This window comes from Halalkalibacter sp. AB-rgal2 (assembly GCF_041821005.1).
Taxonomy (GTDB): domain Bacteria; phylum Bacillota; class Bacilli; order Bacillales; family Bacillaceae_D; genus Halalkalibacter.
Window position 1 is genome coordinate 32,391 of the sequence record NZ_JBGUAV010000023.1, and the last position, 16,118, is coordinate 48,508.

A 16,118-nucleotide genomic window follows, 5' to 3' on the forward strand; every position below is an offset into this window, starting at 1 on the left:
ATGGTACAATATTTTTTGAGGGGTGATTGCATGTTTAAATTTAACGAGGAAAAGGGGCAGTTAAAATGCTCTTTCTGTGGGAAAACTCAAGACCAAGTCCGTAAGCTTGTTGCTGGTCCTGGTGTTTATATATGTGATGAATGTATTGAATTATGTACGGAGATTGTAGAAGAGGAATTAGGTACAGAAGAAGAAGTTGAATTTCAAGAGGTTCCAAAGCCGAGTGAAATTCGCCAAATTTTAGATGATTATGTCATTGGTCAGGATCGTGCCAAAAAGTCACTATCTGTTGCTGTCTATAACCACTACAAAAGAATTAATTCGTTAAGTCGAGCAGATGAGGTTGAGCTAGCTAAGAGTAATATTTGTATGATTGGACCAACAGGTAGTGGGAAAACGTTACTTGCACAAACGCTGGCGCGTATTCTAAATGTTCCATTTGCGATCGCAGATGCGACTTCTTTAACGGAAGCGGGTTACGTAGGGGAAGATGTTGAGAATATTCTTTTGAAGCTTATACAAGCAGCAGATTATGATGTTGAAAAAGCGGAAAAGGGAATTATTTATATTGATGAAATCGATAAAGTAGCACGAAAGTCAGAAAATCCTTCAATTACACGTGATGTTTCAGGTGAAGGGGTTCAACAAGCCTTACTGAAAATTCTTGAAGGGACAACAGCTAGTGTACCACCGCAAGGAGGACGTAAGCATCCTCATCAAGAATTTATTCAAATAGACACGACGAATGTCCTGTTTGTTTGTGGTGGAGCCTTTGATGGCATTGAAACGATTATTAAGCGAAGACTCGGCAAGAAAGTCATTGGCTTTGGTTCAGAAGTGAGGCAAGAAGACTTAAAGCCAGGAGAGTATTTAGCAAAAGTGTTGCCAGAGGACTTATTACGCTTCGGTCTTATACCAGAATTTATCGGCCGCCTTCCAGTTATTTCAAGCTTAGAGCCACTTGATGTCGATACTCTAGTTGAAATTTTGACAAAACCGAAAAATGCGCTCGTGAAGCAGTATAAGAAGTTACTTGAATTGGATGATGTTGAATTAGAATTTACTGAACAAGCTCTACGTGAAATTGCGAATGAAGCGATTGAACGAAAAACGGGTGCACGTGGATTACGTTCCATTATTGAAACACTTATGCTTGATGTTATGTTTGATCTACCATCGCGAGATGACATTGTTAAATGTGTCATTCATGATAAATGTATTACAGAGCACAAAGCCCCAACTCTCTTAACTGAGGATGGTACTGAAATGACGTTATCGAAGACAGAACCAAAGGAAAGTGCATAAAAGAATAGCATGTTAAGCGCTTCGGACTTAATCCGAAGCGCTTTTTTAAGTAGGTTCCAGACTAGCTTATCTTATTACGCTAATCATGAAAGAAAATCAATTCTTAGCGTTTTCTTACAGAAGTTTCTTTGTTTAGGGATGTTTTTCCCGGTCATACTAATGGAACAATGAAACTTCTGGGAGGTTATTTTATGAATTGGACAGGTATAGCTTTGCTTATTCAGTTGTTTTTTGGTGTTGTCATTGGGGTTTACTTTTGGAATTTATTAAAAAGCCAACGCAATCAAAAGGTTTCGGTTGATAGGGAGTCAAAAAAAGAGATGGAACAATTACGAAAGATGCGCTCGGTCTCTTTAAGTGAGCCACTAGCCGAAAAGGTTCGTCCTTCTTCTTTTCATGATATTATTGGACAGGAGGAAGGGATACGTTCATTACGTGCAGCTTTATGTGGCCCAAATCCTCAGCATGTCATTATTTATGGTCCACCTGGAGTTGGGAAAACAGCGGCTGCTCGTCTCGTATTAGAGGAGGCTAAAAAGCATGCCGACTCTCCTTTTGCTAGAGATGCTGTTTTCGTTGAGTTAGATGGTACGACAGCACGTTTCGATGAGCGAGGGATTGCTGATCCTTTGATAGGTTCCGTTCATGATCCGATTTACCAAGGTGCAGGTGCGATGGGTCAAGCCGGCATTCCTCAGCCGAAGCATGGTGCAGTAACAAAGGCTCATGGTGGCGTGCTATTTATTGATGAAATTGGGGAACTACATTCCATTCAATTGAATAAATTGTTAAAAGTCCTCGAAGACCGTAAAGTATTTCTAGAAAGTGCTTATTATAATCCTGAAAACCAACAGATTCCTCGTCATATCCATGAAATCTTTCAAAAAGGATTACCTGCTGATTTTCGACTAATTGGAGCTACAACAAGGACACCTAGTGAATTACCACCCGCGATTCGTTCCCGTTGTTTAGAAGTGTATTTCAGAGCTTTACACCCACAGGAAATTGTAGCAATTGCACAAAAAGCTGCGGATAAAATAAATGCTCAAGTTGAAGATGGAGCAATTGAACGTATATCAAAATATGCAACAAATGGGCGTGAAGCTGTTAACATTGTTCAAATCGCAGCAGGGGTGGCAACTTCAGATGGACGTAAGGAGATTCAATTATCAGACGTTGAATGGGTTTTACATGCGAGCCAGCTTACACCTCGTCCAGAACGAAAAATTCATGCGAATGCAACGATAGGACTCGTCAATGGTCTTGCTGTTTATGGACCTAATTTAGGTGCTTTATTAGAAATTGAAGTAAATGTAATTGAAAATATCGGCAAAGGCTCGGTTAATATAACAGGAATTGCCGAGGAAGAAAGTACAGGTAATCAAATGCGTTCAATTAGAAGGAAAAGTATGGCGAAAGGGTCTGTGGAGAATGTTGTAACTGTGCTTCGCCGTATGGGAATTCCTACATATGATTACGATATTCATGTGAACTTTCCAGGTGGTGGACCTGTTGATGGGCCATCTGCGGGTATTGCCATTGCAACAGGAATTTATTCGGCGATCCAAGGAGATAAAGTGAAGAATACAGTAGCAATGACAGGAGAGCTGGGGATTCATGGTAAAGTCAAACCAATTGGAGGCGTTGTAGCCAAGGTTGAAGCTGCCAAATTAGCAGGAGCAACGAAAGTCATTATACCGAAAGAAAACGAACAAGCACTTATAAAGAAAATAACAGAAATTGAGGTTATCGCTGTTGAACACTTAGATGAAGTGTTGGAACTAGCTCTAGATATAGAGGAAGCAGCGGTTCGCCCAGCGAGTATCGGGTTAAACCCGACTATTGCTCCAGTGTAAACGTTAGACAAAACGTGCTAAGGTACGATAGAATTATACAAGAGTATATGATCATGCTTTTTTGAAAGCTGAATTATATTCTAGGATTAGTTATCGGAATAGGATGGAGGTGTTTGCGGATGGTCGATTCGATCCGACGAATTCCGCTGCTACCGTTACGTGGTTTACTCGTTTTTCCTGCTATGGTGTTACATTTAGATGTTGGAAGACGTAAATCAGTTCAAGCGATAGAGCAGGTTATGGAAGAAGATAGAGAGATTTTGTTATCAACACAAAAGGAAATCTCCATTGATGATCCAAAAGAAGACGAAATTTATCATGTAGGAACGATCGCACAAGTGAAAAGCCTACTAAAATTACCGAATGGAACAGTGCGTGTTCACGTAGAAGGACTGAAGCGAGCACGTATTAAAAAGTATATTGATAAGAGTGAATTTTTACATGTTGAAGCCGTTGTACTAGAAGATGAGGAGCCATATGCGACAACTGAGGCTCAAGCATTAATGAGAAACATATTAACGATGTTTGAGCAATACACGAAAGTTTCTAAAAAGGTGTCTAATGAAACGGTGACGATTGTAAAGGATATTCAAGAACCTGGGCGCTTTGCTGATGTCATCGCTGCGAATCTCCCTTTGAAGCTTATGCAGAAACAGACTATGTTAGAGTTAACAAACGTAAAGCAACGTCTTGTTAAGCTCATAGAAATTTTAAATAATGAACAAGAAGTGCTCGGACTCGAAAAGAAAATCGGACAGCGCGTAAAGAAATCAATGGAAAAGACGCAAAAAGAATATTATTTGCGTGAACAATTAAAGGCGATACAAAAGGAGCTTGGTGATAAGGAAGGACGATCAGGTGAGGTCGCAACAATTCGTGATAAAATTAGCGAAGGCGACATGCCTGACAATGTGAAAGAGAAGGCTTTAAAGGAATTAGATCGTTTTGAAAAAATGCCAGCTAATTCTGCTGAAAGCTCTGTACTTCGAACGTATCTCGACTGGCTCATCCAATTACCTTGGTCGTATGAAACCGAGGATCAGCTCGATGTCATTCGTGCTGAAGAAATCTTAAACGAAGATCACCATGGTCTTGAGAAAGTGAAGGAACGGGTGCTTGAATATTTAGCAGTCCAGCAACTAACACGAGAGCTCAAAGGACCGATTCTTTGTTTAGCGGGGCCACCTGGTGTCGGTAAAACATCGTTAGCGCGTTCGATTGCTCGTTCACTTGATCGAAAGTTCGTGCGTATTTCACTTGGTGGTGTTCGTGATGAAGCGGAAATTCGTGGTCATCGTCGAACATATGTCGGTGCAATGCCAGGTCGGATTATTCAAGGGATGAAGAAAGCTCAGTCGATTAACCCAGTCTTTTTATTAGATGAGATTGATAAGATGGCTAATGATTTCCGTGGTGATCCTTCTGCTGCTTTACTAGAGGTACTTGATCCGGAACAGAATAATACATTTAGTGATCATTATGTGGAAGAACCGTATGACTTGTCTAAAGTCATGTTTGTTACGACAGCTAATAATATTTCGACGATTCCTGGTCCGTTGTTAGATCGAATGGAGATTATTTCAATTGCTGGTTATACAGAAGTTGAAAAGATTCAAATAGCCAAGAACTACTTGCTTCCTAGACAAATGAAGGATCATGGGTTAACAAAAGGAATGCTTCAAATGAAGGAAGAAGCGATTAAGAAGGTCGTGCGTTATTATACACGTGAAGCTGGCGTTCGTAGCCTAGAGAGACAATTAGCTACATTATGTAGAAAAGCTGCAAAGAAAATCGTTTCAAAGGAAAAGAAGCGAGTTATTTTAACTGAAAATACAATTGAAGCTTATTTAGGGAAGCCGAGATTTCGCTACGGTATGGCGGAGGTTGAGGATCAAGTCGGGGCTGTGACTGGATTAGCTTACACATCAGCTGGGGGAGATACCCTTTCAATCGAAGTGTCTGTTGCACCAGGAAAAGGAAAGCTATCGTTAACAGGACAATTAGGAGATGTGATGAAGGAATCTGCTGAAGCGGCCTTTAGTTATATTCGTTCACGCTCAAATGAATTGGAAATTGATCCAAGTTTTCATGAACGGAATGATATTCATATTCATGTTCCTGAAGGTGCGACACCAAAAGATGGTCCGTCTGCTGGCATTACAATGGCAACAGCTCTTATTTCAGCATTAACAGGACGTAAAGTGAAAAAGGAAGTAGGAATGACTGGGGAAATGACATTGCGTGGTCGTGTGCTTCCGATTGGTGGTTTAAAAGAAAAGTCAATGAGTGCTCATCGTGCTGGGTTACGGACGATCATTATTCCAAAAGATAATGAAAAGGATCTAGAGGATGTACCAAAAAGTGTTCGAGAAGATTTAACATATATCCCTGTTTCCCACTTAGACGAAGTGTTAGAGCATGCGTTAGGAGAAAAAGATGAAAGTAACGAAAGCTGATTTAGCTCATGTAGCAGTGAAGCCAGAGCAATACCCGACGACGAGATTGCCAGAAATTGCTCTATCAGGTCGTTCAAATGTTGGGAAATCTTCATTTATTAATAAGATGATTAATCGTAAAGCGTTAGCGCGAACATCACAGCGGCCTGGTAAAACACAAACATTGAATTTTTATGAAATTAATGAACAACTTTACTTTGTTGATGTACCTGGTTACGGATATGCGAAGGCTCCGAAGACTGAGCGAGAAGCATGGGGGAGAATGATTGAGACGTATATTGAAAGTAGGGAACTACTCAAGGCAGTTGTCCAAATTATCGATGTCCGTCACCCTCCGTCTACAGATGACAAAATGATGTACAATTGGTTAAAGCATTTTGACATTCCCGTTATCGTTATTGCGACAAAATGTGATAAGATTCCAAAAGGGAAATGGCAAAAGCATCTCAAAATCATTGAAAAGGATTTGGAAAAAGAAGACGCTGATCCGTTACTGTTATTTTCTTCTGAAACGGCATATGGGAAAGAGCAAGTGTGGAAAACGATATTATATTATTGTTCAAAATGACGTCAAGGACTTACGACATGATCGTAGGTTCTTTTTTATCATGAGCTGCTGCTAAAAGCGGTGAGGTCAATTTATGTTAGGTATTTAAAAAGATAACGTAATATTTTCCAATAATTAGACCAAACTAAAAATATAAGCAATATGGTTGAATTATTAAATTGTAATGATTATTATAAAAGAATAGATTCATGAACTGTTCACAAAATTTTTTTGAGCTTAGACATAGACATGTTATAATATATGAGTGATATAGAGAGAAGAAGAGAGCAATTTGCGAGCGAATATAGAAATAAGCATATATGAGATATTGTATGGACATGAATGAAGGGGGTGAACGTCAGGATGCATATTATTGTTGTTGGATTTAACTATAAAACGGCACCAGTTGAAATGAGAGAGAAATTCGCTTTTCAACAATCTGAGCTTCCTACGGCGTTATTACAGCTAAGACAAATGAAAAGTATTTTAGAATGCACAATTGTTTCGACTTGTAACCGTACAGAAGTATACGTTGTGGCAGACCAGCTACATACAGGTCGTCATTATACAAAGACATTTTTAGCGGATTGGTTTCAATTACCGAAGGAAGACTTCACTCCTTATTTAGATATTCGTGAAAATGAACATGCCGTTGAACATTTGTTTCGTGTAGCTTGCGGGTTGGACTCGATGATTCTTGGCGAAACACAAATATTAGGCCAGGTGAAATCGAGTTTTCTATTAGCTCAATCAGAAGCAGCAACTGGAACGATTTTTAACCAAGTGTTTAAGCAGGCCATTACTCTTGGAAAACGAGCTCATACAGAGACAGAAATTAGCGAGCATGCCGTTTCGGTTAGCTATGCCGCGGTTGAACTTGCGAAGAAGATCTTTGGACAATTTCAAGGGAAGCAAGTTTCTTTGCTTGGTGCTGGAAAGATGAGTGAATTAACGGCAAAGCATTTGCACGATAACGGGGCTCAAGCGATTACAGTCATTAATCGTACGCTTGAAAAGGCTCAAGTGCTCGCTGAACAGTTCCGAGGAGCAGCGAAGTCGTTCTCACAATTAGAGCAATCTTTAATTGAGGCGGATGTATTTATTAGCTCAACAGGTTCGCGCGACTTTGTTGTGACGAAAGAGATGGTTAGCCAAACGTTAAAGCAACGTAAAGGCCGACCATTATTTATGGTCGATATCGCCGTTCCTAGAGATTTAGACCCGCGTATAGCTGAAATTGACGATGTGTATTTATATGATATTGATGATTTACAGCATATTGTTGAAGCGAACTTATCGGAACGAAAACGTGAAGCTGAAAAGATCGAATTGATGATCGAACTCGAGTTAGCGGATTTTAGTCAATGGTTAACGACGCTAGGAGTCGTACCTATTATTACGGCTTTGCGCACAAAGGCTTTGAACGTACAAGCTGAAACGATGGAAAGCATAGAACGTAAGCTGCCTCATCTATCAGATCGAGAGAAGAAAGTATTGCGTAAGCATACAAAAAGCATTGTCAATCAACTACTTCGTGATCCGATTACGAGAGTGAAGGAGTTGGCTGGAGAAGAGGATGCAGATCAAGCATTAGAATTATTTACGACGATCTTTGCTCTTGAAGATGAATTAGCGTCACAAGAGGAGGAAGAGCGTATTCTGAAAGTAGAAAAGCAATGGGAAGCAACTAAGAAGGAGCATGTAGCAGCAACGAAGCATAAAGCGGTTGTCCGTTCTTAAGAAAGAAGGACTGATATATGAACTGGATTTATCCTATTACGATTGTTTTATATAGCTTCAGTGTGTTTGGTTATTTTATTGATTTTTTACAGAACAACCGGAAGGTCAATCGGATGGCCTTCTGGTTGCTTTCTATTGTTTGGGTTCTCCAAACAACCTTTTTTATCGTAAGGCTATTTGAGTTAGGACGAGTGCCGCTACTAACGCCATTTGAAGGGTTATTTTTTTATGCTTGGTTGATCGTCACGTTGTCATTAGTCATTAATTGGTATTTCCGAGTCGATTTTCTTGTTTTTTTTACAAATGTGATTGGATTTAGCATGATGACCTTTAGCTTATTCACACCGGATCAGGATGTTCCACCAGCATTATCGGAGCTGCTTGCTTCTGAATTACTTATTATACATATTTCAATTATAATGTTGTCATATGCAGGTTTTACAGTGGCATTTGCTTGCCAATTGCTGTATGTAATCCAGCATCATATGCTTAAAAAGAAAAAATGGGGTAAGCAATTAGGCAGATTTGGAGCCTTGTCAAAGCTAGATTCGATTTCATTCTTTGCGATATTAGGGGCTTGGCCGCTTCTCTTAATTGGTCTAATTCTTGGCTTTGTTTGGGGATATAGTCAATTAGGTCAAATCCCATTACTTGATGCAAAGGTGATTAGCTCCTTGTTTGTATTGTTCATATATGGGGTTTATTTATATTTACGAGTGGTCAGATTGATAAGAGGCTATAATATGGCATTGCTTGCGATTGCTAGCTTTCTTATATTGTTAATTAATTATTTCTTATCAGGTCAATACTCAAATTTTCATATTTGGTATTAATCTTGGTAATTGGAGGTTGAGCATGAGGAAAATCGTCATTGGTTCACGAAAAAGTAATTTAGCGTTAACCCAAACGAACTGGGTGATCGAACGTTTGAAGGCATTAAATGTTCCTTTTGATTTTGAAGTAAAGAAAATTGTGACAAAAGGAGATCGAATTCTTGACGTCACTCTTTCAAAGGTCGGTGGCAAAGGGTTATTTGTCAAGGAAATTGAACAAGCACTCATTGATGGGGAAATTGATTTAGCGGTTCATAGTATGAAGGATGTCCCATCTGTATTGCAGGACTCTTTTACGTTAGCATCCATTACGGAACGTGAGGATCCTCGTGATGCATTCATTTCGAATAACCACATTAAGCTGGCTGATTTACGTGCTGGAGCCATTGTCGGTACGAGTAGCTTGCGACGTTCAGCGCAAATATTAGCAGAACGGCCGGACTTAAGAGTAAAATGGATTCGCGGTAACGTCGAAACGCGTTTGCGTAAGCTCCGTGAAGAGAGTTTTGATGCAATTGTACTAGCAGCTGCTGGCATAAAAAGACTCGATTTTCCAGAGAGCTTAGTGACGGAATTTTTGGAGCCATCTGTTTGTGTACCTGCTGTAGGACAAGGGGCACTAGGTTTAGAATGTCGTGCTGATGACCAAGAGCTGATTGATTTGCTCCAACGCATTCAGGATGATGAGACAGCAAAGGCTGTGACAGCTGAACGAACATTTCTTCATCGAATGGAAGGTGGTTGTCAAGTTCCGATTGCAGGCTATGCAACGGTGAGCAATAATGATGTCACCTTGACTGCCTTAGTAGGCTCACCTGATGGTCGTATTCTTTTAAAGGAAACGGTTTCTGGCTCTGATCCAGTTGCAGTTGGTATGGCGGCTTCGGAAAAGCTGTTAGATCAAGGAGCTAAGGATATTTTAGATCAAGTAAAGAAAGAGCTTGAGCAAGAATGACTAAACGGCCTTTAAGTGGTCAGCGAATTTTAGTGACACGTGCAGAGGGACAGTCTCAAAGCTTGGTCGACCGAATTGAAAATGAGGGTGGTATTTCGATCGAATTACCACTCATCGCATTTCGAGCTACAAATCAAGATGAATTAAGTAAAGCGATCAAACAGCTTAATGAAGTGAATTGGCTCATTTTCACGAGTGCAAATGGTGTTCACTATACAATACACGCTTATGAGGAACAAATTAGAGAACAGCGTGAGCATTTTAACATTGCTGTTGTAGGTGAAAAGACAGAAGATGCTTTACAGTCATATGGATTAAAGGCAGACTTACTTCCTAGTGAGTTCATCGCAGAAAGCTTGCTACAAGTATTGAAAGATGAATTAAAGCCGAATGACAAAGTGCTCGTTACTCGCGGTCAATTAGGGCGTGCGACATTACTAGAAGGATTAGCTGATTTAGGAGTGGACGCTAAGGAAATTATCGTCTATGAGACGTATTGCCCTGTTAATGGAGAAGACGTAGAAAGGGCCTTACAAAAGTCACCAACGATTTTAACGTTTACAAGCTCTTCTACTGTTCGTCATTTTAGTCAATTATGTCAAGAACGGTATATTGACCTACCAAACATGAGTAGTCAAATTGCTTGTATTGGTCCGATTGCGAAACAGACAGCGCTTATGGAAGGGATGAAAGTCGATATCATGCCAACTAACTATACGATTGATGCACTAATCGAAGCGATTATTGCTCACGTAAAGGAGGAGAAAAACAATGGATTTATCATTTAAACGTCATCGCCGTTTACGGAAATCGAAAGCGATTCGCAATTTAGTAAGAGAAACCCATTTGCATACCGAAGATCTTATTTATCCGATTTTTGTAACAGAAGGTACAAATGTAAAAAATGAAGTCCCATCAATGCCGAATGTATTCCAATGGTCATTGGATTTACTTGATGAGGAAGTACAGTCAGCTGTGAATCTACAAATTGAAGCGATTATTGTCTTTGGTGTTCCAAATGAGAAGGATGATGTCGGTTCATCTGCTTACCATGAGGAAGGCATTGTTCAGCGTGCGATCCGCCAAATCAAACAAAATCATCCTGAACTGACGGTTATAGCTGATACATGTCTTTGTCAGTTTACGGACCATGGCCATTGTGGAGTCATTGAAGATGGAAACGTTTTGAATGATACAACATTAAATTTATTAGCGAAAACAGCGATTTCACAAGCTAAGGCAGGAGCGGATATTATCGCACCTTCTAATATGATGGATGGTTTCGTTGTGGCCATTCGAACAGGTCTTGATCAAGCTGGATACGAAGACATTCCGATTATGTCGTATGCTGTTAAGTATTCATCTGCTTTCTACGGCCCTTTCCGTGATGCTGCACATAGTTCACCGAAGTTTGGTGACCGTAAAACGTATCAAATGGACCCTGCTAACCGTCTTGAAGCGATTCGTGAAGCACAATCAGATTTGGAAGAGGGGGCAGACTTCTTCATTGTGAAGCCGGCTTTATCTTATTTGGATATTATTCGAGAAGTGAAGAATCATGTTGGTGCACCTGTCGTTGCCTATAATGTAAGTGGTGAATATTCGATGGTAAAAGCAGCCAGCAAGCAAGGCTGGATTAATGAGAAAGAGATTGTATTAGAGAAGCTCGTTAGTATGAAGAGAGCTGGAGCGGACTTAATTTTAACGTATCATGCGAAAGATGTAGCTCATTGGTTGCGTGAAGAGCGAGGAGGTCATGAACATGCCTAGTTTTGAAAAATCAAAGCAAGCGTTTGAAGAAGCGAAGCCGTTAATGCCAGGAGGGGTAAACAGTCCTGTCCGGGCTTTTAAATCGGTCAAAATGGATCCTGTTTTTATGGAAAAAGGTGAAGGTACTCGTATTTATGATGTGGATGGAAATGAATACATTGATTATGTGTTATCATGGGGTCCGTTAATACTTGGTCATGCCGACCCTCAAGTCATTTCAGCATTAAAAGAAACGGCTGAGAAAGGGACAAGCTTTGGAGCACCGAATGAGCTTGAAACGAAGCTTGCGAAGTTAGTCATTGAACGAGTCCCTTCTATTGAAGTCGTTCGAATGGTGAATTCAGGTACAGAAGCGACGATGAGTGCATTAAGATTAGCTCGTGGTTATACAGGGAGAAGTAAAATTTTGAAATTTGAAGGCTGCTACCATGGTCATGGTGATTCGTTATTAATTAAGGCTGGCTCCGGTGTAGCGACGTTAGGGCTACCAGATAGCCCTGGTGTCCCAGAAGAGGTAGCGAAAAATACAATTACCGTCCCGTATAATGATCTTGAAAGTGTTCGTTATGTATTTGAGCAATTTGGCGACGATTTAGCTGGTGTGATTATTGAGCCTGTAGCAGGTAATATGGGTGTCGTTCCTCCGCAGCAAGGATTTTTAGAAGAGTTAAGAAAAATGACAGAAGAAAATGGAACGCTGCTAATTTTTGATGAAGTGATGACTGGCTTTCGAGTCGGTTATCATTGCGCTCAAGGTCGCTTTGGTATTACACCAGACTTAACGTGTCTTGGAAAAGTGATCGGTGGTGGATTACCTGTTGGTGCCTATGGTGGTAAACGAGAAATAATGGAGCGGATTGCTCCGAGCGGTCCGATTTATCAAGCGGGAACCTTGTCTGGGAATCCATTGGCGATGTGTGCGGGCTATGAAACGCTATCGCAATTAACGGAGGATGATTACGTTCAATTTGATCGATTGGGGAAACGACTAGCTGACGGTCTATCAGAAGCTGCGACTGCCTCTGAGATACCGCATACAATTAATCGAGCTGGCTCGATGGTTGGCTTTTTCTTTACGGATGAAGAAGTTACGAATTTCGAAAAAGCATCAATGTCTAATTTAGACTATTTTACTGCTTACTTTCAAGAAATGCTGAAGCAAGGAATTTCCCTTCCACCTTCACAATTTGAAGGAATGTTCTTATCAACGAAGCATACGGAAGCAGATATTGATCAGACGATCGAAGCTGCAAGAAAGGCATTTGCTTTATTGGAAAAATAACTAGATGAGAAGAGTGCATGAAAAGATGAATGGTCTTTTTATGCGCTTTTTTTTTGATTCAGAATTTATAAGATGGGTGCTTAGACATGGGATTTGGAAATGGATTTGTGGGTACCATCTGCTTCGTATGTTACACGTTTGTCTGTAAGAAACCTGCTTATTAATTTCTTGGAAATGCTTCATTCTGAAAAGGTTATTCATAAAAAATATCGTTTGTTAGCATAAACGAAAGGGACTTGTCATAGAGTGGTATTGTACTGACTGGGAACGAATCATACTGTGCACGAGATGATTATGACAAGGAGGAATGAAGCGTGTCATTAGAACATCCATCTAAACTATCGTTTTCAATTGAGGAATCCGTTTGGTTGAATAAAGGGGAAGAAGTAGAAGAAGTGATTGGGATGTCATTAGAACCCGAAATTATGATTGAAGAGCGCGATGCCCATGTTTATATTCGAGGGGGGTTACGCCTGCTAGGTGAATATCGTTCTTCGGAAAAGGAACAGGTAGATCTTGAGCAAGGTTCGTTAGAAGAGCAGGTTTCGTTTCGATCAGTAGGAGATGTGAGGGTGTCTTCTAACGGAGTTGGTGAAATTAAACATTATTTCCCAATAGACGTAACGATTCCAAGTAATCGAATTCAAAATTTAGATGATGTTTATGTTCAAGTTGAATCATTTGATTACGATTTACCTGAGCCGAGTTGCATCCAGTTAACAGCTGATATTGCTATTAGTGGTATGACGTATAAACAAGATGATGCAGTTGATAGAGTCAAGGAAGATGAGCAAGAAAAAGAGGAAGCGACAACGACTGCTTTTTCGTTTGAAGCGAAAAAGGAGCAAAGCATCGAAAAGGAAATGGAAGTGAGACAACAGGTTGCAGAGCAAGCTTATCAAGAGGAAGGCAATGAGTTACAGGAGGAAGAAGAAACGTCTTCAGAAAGTAACAGCTCAGTCGTGGGTGAATCAGAAAATGACCTCAAGTTGGCTAGTGAAGCAGAAGTGGAAGAAGTGGATCGTTCTAATGATGAATTAGAAGAACCTGTAGAAGAATGGCAAGAGGTTGAACAAGAGAAGGAAATGAATATTCACATCTCGCCATTGAAAGAGCTGGCGAAACCAAAAACGGTCGACCAACCAACTTCGAGTAATGAGCAAGAATTAGATCATGGTCATGTTGAGGAAGTCGACGAAAAAAAGCCTCGTGAGGAAAATGCTCTTTACTTAACGAAAATGTTATCTAAGGGAGAGGAGCGATTTTCAAAGTGGAAGATGTGTATCATTCAAGAGAATGAATCGTTGGAAATGATTGCCCAACGCTATGATATTAGTATGAGTCAATTGATTCGAATGAATCGTCTTCAAGGAGAGCAAGTAGAGGAAGGACAGATTCTGTATATTCCGATATCGGTTGAATCATAAAGGGGTCGTTTAACATGCTGATCGACTTTTTACAAGAAAACTATAACTGGGGAGACGTCTCGTACATTAATAACGAGCTTATTAAAACAGATAAAGGCTTAAAACGAATTCGATATTGGGAAGATAAACAACTATTAGAATGGCATATTTCTTGGCGTGATCACTGCAGTGACACGCCTTATATTCTAATGGATCGAATGCTAAGAACGAGGAATCACAAGCCATATGCTGAGCATGAAGACGGTTATATAACGGCTCATGATGAAGTGGTTGCTCGCTATCCGATAAGCGGACAAGAACCAATCATTGCAAAAGCCATTGTTTCATTCATTCAATATGGATTAAGAACAGAGACGAACATTATTCCTCAACCGGTATCAAAATGCTTCTATGAAAATGGGGATTCTTATGTTCCTCATTTAGAGGAAAATAGGCGAATGGAGTGTGAATTCCTCATCCGAGAAGGAGAAATGAGAGAGAAAAAAGCGAATGCCTTAATGGAACTAACAGATTCAACCCCATTGCCTTATCTTGATCCAATGATGTCCACCGATCAAATGAGGTCTGTTGCCCAGGTTCTATATTGGGTTGGTACGATGGAAGTACCTGTTGTTGGATATGAACATATAGCTCGATTCCTCCGTAATTGGTATGTCGAAGAGGGTGAGCAATCCTGTAAGAAACTAATGCAGGGAATAGTCAATCAGCTTGAGAGAGAGCAATCGATTCAAATTCTTGCAGAAATGCTCAGACCGTATGAATTAAACGACTGGCAAATAAATGTGGGAGATGGAGCGATCGATCGAGAGTCGTTTGAGGAAAGGTTTCAGCTTGTAAAGAAGGAATGGGATATTTCGAAACAGCTAGTTCGTATGATGAGTAAGATGATCGATAAAAAGAAGGTGTCTGTAACATGAGCTACGAATCAATTTTGTATTATTATGATTTATATCCACAAGAAATTGAAGAGCTAGGAAAAATAAAAAAAGTGACTACAAATCGTGGAGTGTTCGCTTTAAAGGAATCAAACATTTCAAGGCATCAGGCAGATGAATTTATACATTCCTTAAAGAAGCTAACGAAGCATGGTTATAACAAGCTTGTTCCTGTTTTACCAACAAAATATGGAGAATACACTGTATCAACACATCAGCACACCTATTATGTTATGCCTTGGATTGAGCCTGTTGAATATACAGCACGAGAATCGAAGGAAGAAAGGCTAGCTAGTCAGCTTGGAGCGATTCATCGTCTAACAGTGAAAACACAGCCCTTTTTAAAAGAGAATGTGGAACAGTCATATAATCAACTATTACAACGATGGGAGCTTAGGAGACTAGAATTAACTCGATTTGCTGATCAAGCAGAAAAGAGAACCTATATGTCACCATTTGAATTAACGTTTTTAACGCATGCATATATGTTAGATCAAATGGCTGAAACAGCGAAGGAGCACTTAAAGAAATGGTATGAACTATGTTTAGAAAAGGAAACGTATCGAACCGTGCTTTGTCATGGAAGAATGCAACGCTCCCATGCGATTTTTAATAATGAAAATGAGCCATTGTTATTGAATTTTGAACGGGCAGCGATTGACACACCAGCACGAGAATTAGCGAGCTTTTGCCGATATAGCTTTTCAAAGGGGTACTGGTCAGATGATGATATTTTGACCTGGTTTATGAGATATGAGGGACATTTACCTTTACTTGAAGAAGAAAAATACTTAACGTGTGCCTATTTGAACTTTCCAGAGCCGATTGCTTTTGCAGTGGAAGCTTATGTGCATTCACATCGATCGATGAAAGAGCTAGAACACGTTCAACGTTTAGAAAAACGATTAATGTCGATGCGCCGAGTGCAGCGAATCACACAAAAGTTGATCATCGTTCCAGATGAAGAAAAGCAGTGATTCATTTAACAAAATGGCACAGAAAAGAAGGTGAT

13 protein-coding genes are annotated in these 16,118 nt (G+C 40.1%); all 13 read left to right on the forward strand.

Annotated elements, in window-relative coordinates; genetic code table 11:
- The first annotated feature begins 30 nt into the window (after positions 1-30).
- The 13 genes from clpX to ysxE all read left to right on the forward strand — a co-directional run bounded on the left by clpX (position 31) and on the right by ysxE (position 16,083).
- Complete coding sequence (clpX, locus tag ACERJO_RS16015; protein WP_247107198.1) at positions 31-1,305, forward strand: ATP-dependent protease ATP-binding subunit ClpX; 1,275 nt, start codon at positions 31-33, stop codon at positions 1,303-1,305.
- A gap of 191 nt (positions 1,306-1,496) precedes the next feature.
- A complete protein-coding gene (lonB, locus tag ACERJO_RS16020; RefSeq protein ID WP_247107197.1) occupies positions 1,497-3,161 on the forward strand; it encodes an ATP-dependent protease LonB in 1,665 nt (554 codons plus the stop codon).
- Positions 3,162-3,280: 119 nt separating this feature from the next.
- Positions 3,281-5,617 carry an endopeptidase La gene (gene lon, locus ACERJO_RS16025; protein ID WP_247107196.1) on the forward strand — a complete coding sequence of 779 codons (2,337 nt, stop codon included), beginning with the start codon at positions 3,281-3,283 and terminating at the stop codon, positions 5,615-5,617.
- Entirely contained in the window at positions 5,598-6,185 is a 588-nt protein-coding gene (gene yihA / locus ACERJO_RS16030; RefSeq protein ID WP_247107195.1) for a ribosome biogenesis GTP-binding protein YihA/YsxC, read from the forward strand. The genes lon and yihA overlap by 20 nt, the downstream gene beginning before the upstream one ends.
- Before the next feature lie 342 nt (positions 6,186-6,527).
- Positions 6,528-7,904, forward strand: a complete 1,377-nt coding sequence (hemA, locus tag ACERJO_RS16035) for a glutamyl-tRNA reductase (protein WP_247107194.1) — start codon at positions 6,528-6,530, stop codon at positions 7,902-7,904.
- 17 nt (positions 7,905-7,921) lie between these two features.
- Positions 7,922-8,737, forward strand: coding sequence for a cytochrome C assembly family protein (locus ACERJO_RS16040; RefSeq protein ID WP_373648117.1), 816 nt, complete (start codon positions 7,922-7,924; stop codon positions 8,735-8,737).
- Positions 8,738-8,759: 22 nt separating this feature from the next.
- Positions 8,760-9,692: a hydroxymethylbilane synthase gene (gene hemC, locus ACERJO_RS16045; protein WP_373648118.1), complete on the forward strand. Its 933-nt coding sequence runs from the start codon at positions 8,760-8,762 to the stop codon at positions 9,690-9,692.
- On the forward strand, positions 9,689-10,480 hold the full coding sequence (locus tag ACERJO_RS16050) for a uroporphyrinogen-III synthase (protein ID WP_373648119.1): 792 nt from the start codon (positions 9,689-9,691) through the stop codon (positions 10,478-10,480). Before hemC ends, ACERJO_RS16050 begins: the two co-directional genes overlap by 4 nt.
- Positions 10,464-11,462, forward strand: a complete 999-nt coding sequence (hemB, locus tag ACERJO_RS16055) for a porphobilinogen synthase (RefSeq protein WP_373648120.1) — start codon at positions 10,464-10,466, stop codon at positions 11,460-11,462. The genes ACERJO_RS16050 and hemB overlap by 17 nt, the downstream gene beginning before the upstream one ends.
- Positions 11,455-12,744, forward strand: coding sequence for a glutamate-1-semialdehyde 2,1-aminomutase (gene hemL / locus ACERJO_RS16060; RefSeq protein WP_373648121.1), 1,290 nt, complete (start codon positions 11,455-11,457; stop codon positions 12,742-12,744). Before hemB ends, hemL begins: the two co-directional genes overlap by 8 nt.
- A gap of 314 nt (positions 12,745-13,058) precedes the next feature.
- Positions 13,059-14,171, forward strand: a complete 1,113-nt coding sequence (gene spoVID / locus ACERJO_RS16065) for a stage VI sporulation protein D (RefSeq protein ID WP_373648122.1) — start codon at positions 13,059-13,061, stop codon at positions 14,169-14,171.
- A gap of 14 nt (positions 14,172-14,185) precedes the next feature.
- Positions 14,186-15,088: a hypothetical protein gene (locus ACERJO_RS16070; protein ID WP_373648123.1), complete on the forward strand. Its 903-nt coding sequence runs from the start codon at positions 14,186-14,188 to the stop codon at positions 15,086-15,088.
- Positions 15,085-16,083 carry a spore coat protein YsxE gene (ysxE, locus tag ACERJO_RS16075; RefSeq protein WP_247107186.1) on the forward strand — a complete coding sequence of 333 codons (999 nt, stop codon included), beginning with the start codon at positions 15,085-15,087 and terminating at the stop codon, positions 16,081-16,083. Before ACERJO_RS16070 ends, ysxE begins: the two co-directional genes overlap by 4 nt.
- The last annotated feature ends 35 nt before the right edge of the window (positions 16,084-16,118 follow it).

Coding starts and splice junctions, on each gene's coding strand:
- clpX (WP_247107198.1), top strand. CDS start 31: ATGTTTAAATTTAACGAGGAAAAGGGGCAGTTAAAATGCTCTTTCTGT.
- lonB (WP_247107197.1), top strand. CDS start 1,497: ATGAATTGGACAGGTATAGCTTTGCTTATTCAGTTGTTTTTTGGTGTT.
- lon (WP_247107196.1), top strand. CDS start 3,281: ATGGTCGATTCGATCCGACGAATTCCGCTGCTACCGTTACGTGGTTTA.
- yihA (WP_247107195.1), top strand. CDS start 5,598: ATGAAAGTAACGAAAGCTGATTTAGCTCATGTAGCAGTGAAGCCAGAG.
- hemA (WP_247107194.1), top strand. CDS start 6,528: ATGCATATTATTGTTGTTGGATTTAACTATAAAACGGCACCAGTTGAA.
- ACERJO_RS16040 (WP_373648117.1), top strand. CDS start 7,922: ATGAACTGGATTTATCCTATTACGATTGTTTTATATAGCTTCAGTGTG.
- hemC (WP_373648118.1), top strand. CDS start 8,760: ATGAGGAAAATCGTCATTGGTTCACGAAAAAGTAATTTAGCGTTAACC.
- ACERJO_RS16050 (WP_373648119.1), top strand. CDS start 9,689: ATGACTAAACGGCCTTTAAGTGGTCAGCGAATTTTAGTGACACGTGCA.
- hemB (WP_373648120.1), top strand. CDS start 10,464: ATGGATTTATCATTTAAACGTCATCGCCGTTTACGGAAATCGAAAGCG.
- hemL (WP_373648121.1), top strand. CDS start 11,455: ATGCCTAGTTTTGAAAAATCAAAGCAAGCGTTTGAAGAAGCGAAGCCG.
- ACERJO_RS16070 (WP_373648123.1), top strand. CDS start 14,186: ATGCTGATCGACTTTTTACAAGAAAACTATAACTGGGGAGACGTCTCG.
- ysxE (WP_247107186.1), top strand. CDS start 15,085: ATGAGCTACGAATCAATTTTGTATTATTATGATTTATATCCACAAGAA.